Source organism: Pontibacter sp. BAB1700, assembly GCF_000277005.1.
Classification (GTDB): domain Bacteria; phylum Bacteroidota; class Bacteroidia; order Cytophagales; family Hymenobacteraceae; genus Pontibacter; species Pontibacter lucknowensis.
Genome location: NZ_AKIS01000104.1, coordinates 1 through 11,524 on the forward strand (window position 1 = coordinate 1; position 11,524 = coordinate 11,524).

Here is an 11,524-nt window from a genome sequence, read left to right on the forward strand (position 1 = left end):
CTCTTCTGCAGGCATTCCCTTTTTTATAGCCTGTGATTCCTCCCCGCCGGTAAAGCCTGAAAGCTTCGCCATTTTAAAATTTGAAAATAATCCCAATGACGGATTTAACTTGTAGATAAACGCAATTACCTACGTTTATCCTACCAAATATAGCAGATATCAGTAACTTAGTTATCATTCTTCCCTCCCCTCCTACAAACTAAAACCTCCTTACCACTATCGCTTCAGAATACCTTATATTTGCAGCTTGAAGACAGCGTGCAAATCGCGACGCTGTAATGCTATAGCTCAAAATCATATTTGAAACTACTCTACGACATCGGACTGAAAGCTTACCAGGCGGCTATCGCGTTGGCGGCACCTTTTCACCAGAAGGCGAAGCTGATGCAGAATGGGCGTGCGGGACAGTTTGAGCGGATGGCGCAAGAGTTGCAGAGCAACACGGCGCCGGTGGTGTGGTTTCACTGTGCGTCGCTGGGGGAGTTTGAGCAGGGGCGACCGGTAATTGAAGCTTTCAAACAGGAGTTTCCAGGGTATAAGGTGGTACTGACGTTCTTCTCGCCTTCGGGCTACGAGGTGCGCAAAAACTATGCGGGTGCCGACTACATCTTCTACCTGCCGCTCGACAGCCAGAGCAATGCCAACCGTTTTCTGGACATCGTGCAGCCAAAGCTGGCGGTGTTTGTGAAGTACGAGTTCTGGCACTACTACCTGCAGGCTTTGCAGGAACGGACTATACCTGTGCTGTCCATTTCAGCTATCTTCCGTCCCGACCAGGTGTTCTTCAAACCTTACGGCGGTTTCAACCGCAGCATGCTGCAGCGCTTCACGCATATTTATACCCAAAACGAGGCCTCGCTGAAACTCCTGCAAGGTATAGGCATAGCCAAAGCCAGCATTGCCGGCGATACCCGTTTCGACCGGGTGCTGCAAACGGCGGCCAGCGTGAAGACTATACCTGTGGTGGAGGCTTTTGCAGAGGGCAAGGAGGTGTTTATGGTGGGCAGTAGCTGGCCAGCAGATATCAACGTGCTCTTGCCGCTGATTCAGAAGCACCGACAAGGTATACAGTTCATCATCGCCCCGCACGAGATTCATGAAAGCGGCATCAGTCAACTCATGCAACAGCTCGGTGAGAGTGCCATGCGTTTTTCGCAGGCCAAAGAGGCGGACGCTGGCAGGTATAACGTGCTGGTGATTGACAACATCGGCATGCTCTCGTCGCTCTACAGCTACGGCACATATGCCTACATTGGCGGGGCTTTCGGCAAGGGGTTGCACAACACGTTGGAGGCGGCTGTGTTTGGACTGCCGCTGTTCTTCGGGCCGAAGTTTGAGAAGTTCCAGGAAGCGAAGGATCTGGTACAGTTGGGCTGCGCCTTCCCGATAAACAATGCAGAGGAGCTGATGCAGGCATTTGAGCGGGTGCATATCACGCCCGGACTGCGCCAAGGTATAACCGACAAAGAAAAAACTTACGTACACGAACAGGCGGGCGCCACAGCCAAAATCATGGCCGATGTGCGTCAGCTGTTGAAATAAAACGAATGAAAGGAGTTGTAGTAAAATCGACGGGGTCATGGTATCTGGTGCGTGACGAGGAGGGCAAGCTGCACCGGGCGCGTCTGCGCGGCAAGTTCAAGCTCAAGGGCATGAAGGTGAGCAATCCGCTGGCCGTGGGCGACCGTGTAGAGTTCGATGTGGAGACTACGGGCGAAGATACCGCCGTGATCCACAAAATCGAAGACCGCGAAAACTACATCATCCGTAAATCCACGCACAAGGCCGAGCACGCGCACATTATCGCCGCCAACCTCGATCAGGCCCTGCTCATTGCCACTTTGGTGTCGCCGCGCACCTCCTTCGGCTTCATCGACCGCTTTCTGGTCACGGCTGAGGCCTACGGTATACCTACCGTGATTGTCTACAACAAAACCGACCTCTACGACGAGGACATGCAGGAGTACCAGCGGCAGATCGCCTACCTGTACGAGCGCATCGGCTATAAGGTGATGGCTGTATCGGCACATACCAACGAAGGTATAGACGAGCTCAAAGAGCTGCTGCACGGTAAAACTTCCCTCTTCTCTGGCCACTCAGGCGTAGGCAAGTCCACACTTATCAATCTGATCGTACCTGACCTCGACCTGAAAACCTCCGAGATCTCCGGCTTCTCCGACAAAGGTGTGCACACGACTACGTTTGCCGAGATGTTCGAAATAAACCCCGAAACCTTCATCATCGACACGCCCGGCATTAAAGAGCTCGGCATCGTCGACATCCCCAAACAAGAGCTCGGCCACTTCTTCCCCGAAATGCGCGAGCGCCTCAACCAGTGCCGCTTCAACAACTGCACCCACTTCAACGAACCCGGCTGCGCCATCGTAGAAGCCGTCCGCAAAAACGAAATTGCCCTGACCAGGTATGAGAGTTACCTGAGTATGCTACAGGGAGAGGATAACAGAAAGTAAATCACACCCAACTTATTTAACCATCCCCCCTCCATAACGTTACAGAAAGCCTAACCATACCTGTACTGTTATGAAAATTGAAAACGCGAATATCCTGATCACAGGCGGCACACTCGGTATCGGCTATGCCACGGCCAGACTACTCATCGAACACGGCGCAAACGTAGCCATTACAGGTCGTGACGAGAAACGCACGCACAAAGCAGCCAGGGAACTCGGCGCCATGCCGATCACAGCTGATGTGGCGAATCCGGATGACGTGAAGCAGACTTTTAAAACCTTCATGAATGAATACGGCAGGTTAGATGCACTGATCAACAATGCAGGCATCGGCTACTCCAAAAGATTAGAGGATGTATCGCTGGAAGACTTTCAGCAAATCTATAGCGTGAACGTGTTCGGAGCAGCCATGATGGGAAAGCGGGCGGCTGAGATCTTCAAAAAGCAGAACTACGGCAACATCATCAACATCGGCTCTACAGCTGCTACCAAAGGTTATGAGGGCGGTACGGTATACGCTTCTTCTAAATTTGCCTTACGCGGCATGACTCAGTGCTGGCAGATGGAACTACGCCCCTACAATGTGCGGGTTATGTTGCTGAATCCGAGCGAGGTTACCACTGCATTTGGGCGTGAAGAACGGGAAGAGCGCGACAGCCAGCCAAATAAACTACGCGGTCGCGAGATTGCGCGGGCGATCAAAGGAGCGCTGGAACTCGATGACAGGGGCTTTATACCTGAGATGGCCGTCTGGGCGACAAATCCTTTCTAAGCTAAGCTTACAGGATAGTTTCTTCCACTGGCACGAGTACCTTGTCTATCGTATGCAGCACACCATTGCTACTCATCCCATCGGGCTCCTCTATCACAGCACTGTCAATGCGCACGTTACTGTTGCGCTTTGTGACTTTCAGTTGTCGTCCTGCCGCTGTTTTCAGGATGGCGCCGTCCTGCAGGTCGCTTGTGGTCAGCTTGCCTGCTATAATGTGATTGTTGAGTACTTGCTGTAGCAGTTCCCGGTGATCTGGGCTATTCAGGTTCTCGCGCAAACTATCAGGCAAGGCCTGAAAGGCTGCCTCGGTGGGAGCAAATACGGTATAGGGGCCCGTTCCACTCAGACTTTTGGCAACGCCAGCCGTGCGCAAAAGCGAGCTGAAAGTACTCAGGTCATTGTTAGCTGCTACATTATCGAGTAAACTGCGTGCAGATACACGGGCAGCCTCGGTGCCGCCCGGAATCTGGCGTGCAGTGCTGGCTTGCGGCTCCACAGGCCCATTCGTCTGCAGGGCATTGGGGCTTTCCTGCAGGTCGGCTTCGTTTCCGGTTTGGGTGTCCTTGGGCTGATCACAGGCAGTAAGCAGCAGCATGGCGAGCCCAAACAGGGTTAATATGTAGGAATTTGCTTTCATAGGAGGCTCAGGTTTTAGTCTAATTCAGGGGTCGCGCTATAGTACAATTACTGTTTTAAGGCGCTTCAAGTTTTAGCAAATACCAAGCCAGTAGCCCCTTCAGCCAAATCGGCCTGTTGGTCGACTGGCTGCCAATGGATATTTTGCGTACTTTTGTAGTTGATAGTATTACATTACCTTAAACGAATAGAATTATGAGCACTGCAGAAATCCATACCGCCAAAGGCGTCATGAAAGTAGAATTTTACGATAAAGACGCCCCTAAAACGGTTCAGAATTTTAAAGACCTGGCCAAGAAAGGCTTTTATGATGGCTTGACATTCCACCGTGTAATTCCTGACTTCGTGATTCAGGGCGGTTGCCCTAACTCACGTGAAGGCGCTAAGGGTGTACCAGGTACAGGTGGCCCGGGCTACAAAATCGATTGCGAACTGACTGGCGAAAACCAGTACCATGACCGTGGCGTGCTGAGCATGGCCCATGCCGGCCGCAACACCGGTGGGTCGCAGTTCTTCATCTGCCATAGCCGTAAGAATACAGCACACCTCGACCGTAACCATACCTGCTTCGGCAAAGTGGTAGAAGGCCTGGACGTGATCGACCAGATCAAAGCCAATGACAAAATTGAAAAGATCGTGGTGAGCGAGGAGGCATAAGCTTATCGACACTAGATCATCTAACCAAAAAGACCGCACCAGTTGCGGTCTTTTTCTTTTATAAAACCGCTCTATCGGGCCCCACTGAGCATTAAATTCCGGAATTGAGATATTCCGGCCTTTTCTGAAGGATTTTGCTTAATTTTACCTGACGCGGGCATACTTTACAGGCTCTTTGGCGGCGCCATACCTGATATTTTGCCTGCACGCATTAATCTGAACCTTACACCAAACATGGGTGGGCTCGTTTACATTGCCCGCCACCATCCTGTTTATGAAGAAGTTAGCCCTGCACTGGCAGATTCTTATTGGTATGGCCCTCGGGGTAGCATGGGGAATCTCTGCCAGCTCCTTCGGCCTTATCGAGTTCACTGCCGACTTTATCAAACCCTTTGGCACCATCTTTATCAACCTGCTCAAGCTGATCGCGGTGCCATTGGTACTCGTGTCGCTGATAACAGGGGTGGCCAGTCTGAGTGATGTGAGCAAGCTCTCGCGCATTGGTACCAAGACCATCGGCATGTACATCATGACCACTATCGTGGCGGTAGTGCTGGGCTTGATTATTGTGAACCTGGTGGAGCCGGGCAAGGCTTTCTCACCTGAGAAGCGGGAAGAGTTTAAATCGCAGTTTGCAGCTACCACCGAGCAGCGATCATCCGATGCAGCCGCAGTAGAGCAACAGGGTCCTTTGCAGGCGCTGGTCGATATTGTGCCGGACAATATTTTCGGGGCGATGACCAACAACAGCAGCATGCTGCAGGTGATCTTCTTCGCACTGCTTTTTGGCATCGCACTTATCATGATTCCCAAAGATAAGTCTGCCCCCATCAATGCCTTTTTCGACGGTGTCAACCTGGTTATACTCAAGATGGTAGACATCATCATGATGGCGGCTCCTTATGGCGTATTTGCCTGCTGGCCGGACTGGTAGTGGATTTTGCAGGAGACGATCCGGCGGCTGCCGTTGAGCTGTTGCTGGTGCTGGGCTATTATGGCCTGGTCGTGATTGCAGGCCTTGCCATCATGATGCTTTTGGTATACCCAACACTTGTCGTGACCATCGGCAAAACAAAATACACAGACTTCTTTAAAGGCATTTTCCCGGCGCAGATGCTGGCGCTTTCCACTTCTTCCAGCGCGGCTACGCTTCCTGTTACCATGGAGCGCTGCGAGGAGCGACTGGGCATCAACCGGGAGATCACCAGCTTTGTGCTGCCGCTGGGTGCTACTATCAACATGGACGGTACCAGCCTTTACCAGTCTGTGGCTGCTGTGTTTATAGCGCAGGCTTATGGAATGGACCTCGACCTGATGACGCAGCTGGGCATTGTGATGACAGCGACGCTGGCCTCCATTGGTGCCGCTGCCGTGCCGGGTGCTGGTGTGGTGATGCTTGTGATCGTGCTGCAGCAGGCAGGCATCCCGATCGAAGGTATCGCCCTGATCCTGGCCCCTGACCGTATTCTGGATATGCTCCGTACCACCGTGAACGTAACCGGCGATGCAACGGTAGCCATGGTGATCGCCCAAACAGAAGGCCAGTTGCATCCTCCATCACTGGAAGACGTGGGCCTGCACGACTAATAAATTCAGAATATCCTTTTGGAACACAAGGCTGCCCCCTGCGGTCTTGTGTTTTTTATGTACCTTAGTTAACTATACCGTACTCCAACAGGTATACAAAGGCACATTAAACAGCCTAGGCATGAAGCAGAAAGACATGCAGCTATTCCGGCTATACCCACTTGGCGACAGCGCCATTACGGTGCAGTTTGGCGATAGCATTGATGAAGCCACTCACACCAAGGTGCGCGCCTTCAGTACCTATCTGGACCGGCATCCTTTTACTGGCTTCAGAGAACAGGTGCCTGCTTTTAACACTGTCACGGTGTACTATGACCCCTGGCAGGCAAGTGAGCGAGGTTTTTACAACCCCTACACCCGCGTGACGGACCAGCTACAGCACATGCTTAAAGTGGCCCGCGAAAATGGTAAAGGTACTAAGCCCCGTGTAGTGGAGATTCCGGTGTGTTACAATGGCTCCTTCGGTCCTGACCTGGAGTATGTAGCCCGGCATACCAAACTTACCCCTCAGGAAGTCATCGCCAGCCACGTACGCGGCAAGTACCAGGTATACATGATCGGCTTTGCGCCTGGCTTCCCCTACCTGGGCGGTATGGCGAAAAAGCTGGCTACTCCCCGGAAGCAAAACCCCAGACCGCACATCCCTGCCGGATCGGTAGGTATAGCGGGCGGCCAGACAGGCATCTACCCCATCGAGACACCGGGTGGCTGGCAACTGATTGGCCGTACGCCACTCCGGCTTTTTGACCCCGACCGGGAGCAGCCCAGTCTGCTGCAGGCCGGTGATCAGGTGAAATTTGTGGCTATCTCTGAAAAAGAATACTGGCAGCGAAAGGAGAAATCGCATGGGGCTTGAGATCATAAAGCCAGGCCTGCTCACCACACTGCAGGATAAGGGCAGGTATGGACACCAGAAAGAGGGCATCATCACAAGCGGTGCCATGGATACCTTCGCCTCCCGGGTAGCCAATATGCTGGCTGGCAACCCGGAGCACGAAGCCGTGCTGGAAATAACGCTGATCGGACCTACGATACGCTTTACCGAGGACCAACTGATCGCCCTGACCGGCGCTGACCTGTCAGCTGAGCTTAACGGGGAGAAGCTGCGTCTGTGGCGTCCTTATTTTGTGAAGAGCGGCAGCATTTTGTCTTTTGGAGCACCCCAATCCGGCTGCAGGGCTTATATGGCCGTGTCAGGTGGTTTTGATATACCACAAGTGATGGGCAGCTACGCCACCTACCTGCAGGCAGGTATAGGCGGGTACCAGGGACGGGCACTGCAAGCCAGCGACTTTATACCTTGCAACAGCCCCACCGCTACAGGTATAGCGCTGTTTTCACAGGCAACAGGTACTACAGACGGCCACGATTACCTAGCCGCCACCTGGACACCCGACCCGCAGTTCTACCCCAACTACAAGCCTAACCCGACCCTTCGGGCTATTAAAGGTCCTGAATTTGAGCTCTTCTCTGACACCAGCCAGGAGCAGATCTGGGTGGAGCGCTTTCAGGTATCAAGCCAGTCTGATCGGATGGGCTACCGGTTGCAGGGCGTATCATTATACCTGAACGAAGCGACGGAGCTTATCTCCACTGCTGTGACTTTTGGCACGGTGCAGGTGCCGCCTGAGGGCAAGCCAATTGTGCTGATGGCCGACCACCAGACAACAGGCGGTTACCCGCGCATCCTGCAGGTAGTTAGCGTCGATTTGCCTATATTAGCCCAGGTTGCGCCGGGTCAGACCATTGCGTTTGAGGAAGTATCGCTGGAAGAAGCCCAGCAGCTTTACATCCGGCAGGAGCAGAACCTGACACAGCTGGCACACGCCATCCACCTAAAACACAGCAAATGAACACACCCCTCTCCGTTGACCTGAACTGCGACCTGGGCGAGAGTTTTGGCGCCTACCGTATAGGGAATGACGAACAGATACTTTCCTATGTCACTTCGGCTAATATTGCCTGTGGCTTTCATGCCGGCGACCCTGGCGTGATGCGCAAAACGGTGCAGCTTTGTCTCCAGCACAATGTTGCCATCGGTGCCCATCCCGGCCTGCCCGACCTGGTGGGCTTTGGAAGGCGCAATATGGCTGTTTCGGCAGAGGAGGTATACGACATGGTCATTTACCAGATTGGCGCGTTGCAGGCTTTTGTGCAGGCCGAGGGTGGCACCCTGCACCACGTGAAACCCCACGGCGCCCTCTATAACATGGCCGCAACCGATGTCAAACTGGCTGAAGCCATTGCCGAGGCCGTGTATAAGGTAAAGCCCGAGGCACTGCTTTACGGGCTGGCCGGAAGTGAGCTGATAAAAGCCGCCAATCGACTTAACCTGGGAGCTGCCAATGAAGTATTTGCAGACCGTACCTACCAGCAGGAAGGAACCCTTACCTCCCGTCGTCAGCCCGACGCATTGATCACCGACCCTGACAAAGCTGCCAGCCAGGTACTGCTGATGGTGCAGGAAGGCAAAGTACAGTCGCAGCAAGGCACCGACATAAATATACAGGCCGACACGATTTGCATACACGGCGACGGTCCGCATGCGCTGGAGTTTGCACGACAGATATACGAAACATTGCAGCGCGAAGGTATAGCGCTTGCCAGGCCAAACGTGTAACGCCCATGAAGCAGAAACGCAACTGGAGCGTCCTGCTCGGTGCCGCCTTCCTGATGGCAACTTCTGCGGTTGGACCCGGCTTCCTTACCCAGACCACTGTTTTCACGCAATCACTCGCCGCCAGCTTTGGCTTCGTGATCCTGGCCTCCATTATCCTAGATATCGGGGTGCAGCTCAACGTATGGCGTGTAATTGCCGTGTCGGAGAAGCGGGCGCAGGACATTGCCAACCTGGTGCTGCCAGGCCTGGGACTTTTTGTGGCGGTGCTGATTGTACTTGGTGGCTTTGCTTTCAACATCGGCAACGTAGGCGGTGCCGGACTAGGCTTCAACGTGCTGTTCGGCATCTCTCCTGAGTTGGGTGCCATCATTGCCGCAGGTATAGCCATTGGGATCTTCCTGGTGCGCGAAGCCAAAAAAATGATGGACCGCTTTGCCCAGTTTATGGGCCTGCTGATGATCCTGCTGATTGTGTACGTGGCCATCACCTCTGCCCCACCTGTGGCCGAAGCCGTGACCAAAACTTTCATACCTGATCAGATCGATTTTATCTCGATCATCACGCTGGTAGGTGGCACAGTAGGCGGCTACATTACGTTTGCAGGCGGTCACCGTCTGCTCGATGCCGGCGTGAAAGGCGAAGATGCCCTGCCAGAGGTAAACACCAGTGCTGTGTCAGGTATAACAGTAGCTTCCATCATTCGGATTTTCCTGTTCTTGGCAGCATTGGGAGTCGTGAGCAAAGGCCTTGTGCTCGACGAAAGCAACCCGCCGGCTTCCGTGTTTCAGTTGGCGGCTGGCAATGTTGGCTATAAGCTTTTCGGCATCGTGATGGTCTCGGCGGCTATTACCTCTGTGATCGGCTCGGCCTATACCTCTGTGTCTTTCATCAAGTCATTCCATCGGAGCATCGAGCGGAACGAGAACTGGTTCATCATCGGCTTTATCGCTATATCCACTGTCATCTTCGTCACTATCGGCCGTCCGGTGCACCTGCTGATCCTGCTGGCGCCCTCAACGGCCTTATCTTACCCCTTACGCTTGGCACTATTTTGATCGCTGCTCACAAAGTGAAGGTTATCGGCAGGTATAAGCACCCGCTGTGGTTGACCATTTTTGGGGTACTGGTTGTGTTGGTGATGGCCTGGATGGGTGGTTACACCCTGGTGAAGCAGTTGCCGGCTTTGTTTAGCTAGGCTTGGGAGTGCTATACCTTGTTTGGCTAGTATGTAAACTTTGCTATATTGTATAAAGTTTTCTCACCTTAAGCTTATTACGATGACTCGCCTACCTGCTTCAAAACCAGCAGTCGCCAGCATTTGGGGATTCTTTGCCTTAAGTTTTGCATTTTCGTGGTTGGTCTGGGGCGCTATCCTGGCGCTGCCGCTTCCTGACGACCTGCTGCTGCCTTGTATTATTCTGGGTGCTTTCGGGCCTTCGTTCGCAGCGATTTACCTGGTGCAGCGCTATGGTCAGGCAGCAGAGAAGCGTGACTTCTGGAGCCGGGTTTTCAGTTTCAGTCGAATTGGTTGGGCATGGTACCTGGTCATTATGCTTATCTTTCCGGCGATCTACTTTCTGGGTTATTACATCTACTCTTTTTTCGGTGGCACACAGCCGCCGGTAGCGAGTTTGTTCAGCGGTCTCGACTCACCTTCGTCTATACTTATTTTTGCGCTGATCATGCTATTCGCAGGCCCTGTTTCAGAAGAACTGGGCTGGCGTGGTTACGTACTGGACCCACTGCAGGAAAAGTATGGTGCTATTGCAGGCAGTTTAATACTAGGCCTTTTTTGGATAGCCTGGCACCTGCCGCTCTTCTTCATCGAAGGCACCTCACAGCACGCCAAAGGCTTTGGCTACCAGTTCTGGTCCTGGTCTTTCCAGTTGATCATGCTTTCTTTTGTATTCACCTGGGTATACAACCACACCCACCGCAGTATACTGGGCGCTATCCTGCTCCACCTGATGGCAAACATGGCCTATCCAACTAACCTGGATCAGACTGGAGAAGTGATTTTCACTTTACTCAGGTTGATTATTGTGCTTAGGATTGTAGTTGCCTGGAAGCGGGAGAAGCCTATTTCATTAACCTTGGTGTCAAATTAAGAAATGAACCTACACACTTTCAAAGCCAGCTTATCCGCTCCCGCCCCACCTTCGGAGGTATCGGTATACCTGCAGGCACTGTGGTATGAGGCGAAGGGAGATTGGGACAAGGCGCATGTTTTGATCCAGGACCTGCCAGACAAAACCGCTGCCTGGATTCATGCTTACCTGCACCGTAAAGAGGGTGACACCTGGAATGCAGACTATTGGTATAGCCGGGCTGGTCGTAAAAAGCCCAACACCTCGCTTCAGGAAGAATGGGAAAGTATCGTCACTGAGTTGCTTCAGGTATAAATTCCTTTTCCCTTTAAGACCGGAGATTATTCACTAGATAATAGAAAAAAGGCAGCAGCGGTACCAGTACCGCTGCTGCCTTTCAATTCTTTAACTCCAAAACTCTCTAACTCCTAGACTTCTTAAAAGTCATCCTCGTCTTCTTCCTCACCGAAGCTCGGCATAGTGAACATACCACTGAGCAGGTCCTTGAACTGCAGGCCGGTGCTGAGGCGGTTTTTGCTGAGTTGACTGTGCTCTGCTAAACCATGCAGGGCAAATTCCATCATAAAAAGTTTCTCGTCTCCTTTTGCATCCGAGCGGTATTTCTCTACCAGTTCGCTCAGGCCAGGTATAGCCTGCAAAGCTTTCTTGTATTCCGAGGCAGGCGCATCATTCA

The 11,524-nt window shown here is 52.7% G+C and carries 14 protein-coding genes and 1 pseudogene; 13 read left to right on the plus strand and 2 right to left on the minus strand.

Translation table 11 applies throughout. The features are described from left to right. The first annotated feature begins 300 nt into the window (after positions 1-300). The 3 genes from O71_RS12545 to O71_RS12555 all read left to right on the plus strand — a co-directional run bounded on the left by O71_RS12545 (position 301) and on the right by O71_RS12555 (position 3,243). Positions 301-1,542, plus strand: a complete 1,242-nt coding sequence (locus O71_RS12545; RefSeq protein WP_007657321.1) for a 3-deoxy-D-manno-octulosonic acid transferase — start codon at positions 301-303, stop codon at positions 1,540-1,542. A gap of 5 nt (positions 1,543-1,547) precedes the next feature. Continuing rightward, on the plus strand, positions 1,548-2,471 hold the full coding sequence (gene rsgA / locus O71_RS12550) for a ribosome small subunit-dependent GTPase A (protein ID WP_007657323.1): 924 nt from the start codon (positions 1,548-1,550) through the stop codon (positions 2,469-2,471). Positions 2,472-2,541: 70 nt separating this feature from the next. Then, positions 2,542-3,243, plus strand: a complete 702-nt coding sequence (locus tag O71_RS12555; RefSeq protein WP_007657325.1) for an SDR family oxidoreductase — start codon at positions 2,542-2,544, stop codon at positions 3,241-3,243. Positions 3,244-3,250: 7 nt separating this feature from the next. Here O71_RS12555 and O71_RS21795 read toward each other — a convergent pair whose 3' ends face one another. Next, a complete protein-coding gene (locus O71_RS21795) occupies positions 3,251-3,880 on the minus strand; it encodes a fasciclin domain-containing protein (protein ID WP_007657327.1) in 630 nt (209 codons plus the stop codon). Between the two features lie 194 nt (positions 3,881-4,074). Here O71_RS21795 and O71_RS12565 point away from each other — a divergent pair, with 194 nt between their 5' ends. The 10 genes from O71_RS12565 (at position 4,075) to O71_RS12600 (ending at position 11,145) form a co-directional block, all read left to right on the plus strand. Continuing rightward, complete coding sequence (locus O71_RS12565; protein ID WP_007657328.1) at positions 4,075-4,536, plus strand: peptidylprolyl isomerase; 462 nt, start codon at positions 4,075-4,077, stop codon at positions 4,534-4,536. Positions 4,537-4,774: 238 nt separating this feature from the next. Beyond that, positions 4,775-5,470, plus strand: coding sequence for a dicarboxylate/amino acid:cation symporter (locus O71_RS27300; RefSeq protein WP_369750918.1), 696 nt, complete (start codon positions 4,775-4,777; stop codon positions 5,468-5,470). Next, entirely contained in the window at positions 5,470-6,123 is a 654-nt protein-coding gene (locus O71_RS27305; protein WP_369750919.1) for a dicarboxylate/amino acid:cation symporter, read from the plus strand. Before O71_RS27300 ends, O71_RS27305 begins: the two co-directional genes overlap by 1 nt. A gap of 121 nt (positions 6,124-6,244) precedes the next feature. Next, the gene (gene pxpB / locus O71_RS12575) at positions 6,245-6,979 is read left to right on the plus strand and encodes a 5-oxoprolinase subunit PxpB (RefSeq protein WP_007657329.1); all 735 of its coding nucleotides are present in this window, start codon (positions 6,245-6,247) and stop codon (positions 6,977-6,979) included. After that, positions 6,969-7,976 carry a biotin-dependent carboxyltransferase family protein gene (locus tag O71_RS12580; protein ID WP_007657330.1) on the plus strand — a complete coding sequence of 336 codons (1,008 nt, stop codon included), beginning with the start codon at positions 6,969-6,971 and terminating at the stop codon, positions 7,974-7,976. Before pxpB ends, O71_RS12580 begins: the two co-directional genes overlap by 11 nt. Next, entirely contained in the window at positions 7,973-8,743 is a 771-nt protein-coding gene (pxpA, locus tag O71_RS12585; protein ID WP_007657338.1) for a 5-oxoprolinase subunit PxpA, read from the plus strand. The genes O71_RS12580 and pxpA overlap by 4 nt, the downstream gene beginning before the upstream one ends. 5 nt (positions 8,744-8,748) lie before the next feature. Continuing rightward, entirely contained in the window at positions 8,749-9,798 is a 1,050-nt protein-coding gene (locus O71_RS12590) for an NRAMP family divalent metal transporter (protein ID WP_007657345.1), read from the plus strand. Then, positions 9,795-9,938, plus strand: a complete 144-nt coding sequence (locus O71_RS26855; RefSeq protein WP_007657346.1) for a hypothetical protein — start codon at positions 9,795-9,797, stop codon at positions 9,936-9,938. The genes O71_RS12590 and O71_RS26855 overlap by 4 nt, the downstream gene beginning before the upstream one ends. Before the next feature lie 82 nt (positions 9,939-10,020). Continuing rightward, positions 10,021-10,851 carry a CPBP family intramembrane glutamic endopeptidase gene (locus tag O71_RS12595; protein WP_081490495.1) on the plus strand — a complete coding sequence of 277 codons (831 nt, stop codon included), beginning with the start codon at positions 10,021-10,023 and terminating at the stop codon, positions 10,849-10,851. A 3-nt stretch (positions 10,852-10,854) separates the two neighbouring features. Next, entirely contained in the window at positions 10,855-11,145 is a 291-nt protein-coding gene (locus O71_RS12600) for a hypothetical protein (protein WP_007657348.1), read from the plus strand. A 122-nt stretch (positions 11,146-11,267) separates the two neighbouring features. Here O71_RS12600 and O71_RS24315 read toward each other — a convergent pair. Next, positions 11,268-11,524 (minus strand): annotated as a pseudogene (locus O71_RS24315) (magnesium chelatase); the annotation flags it as partial.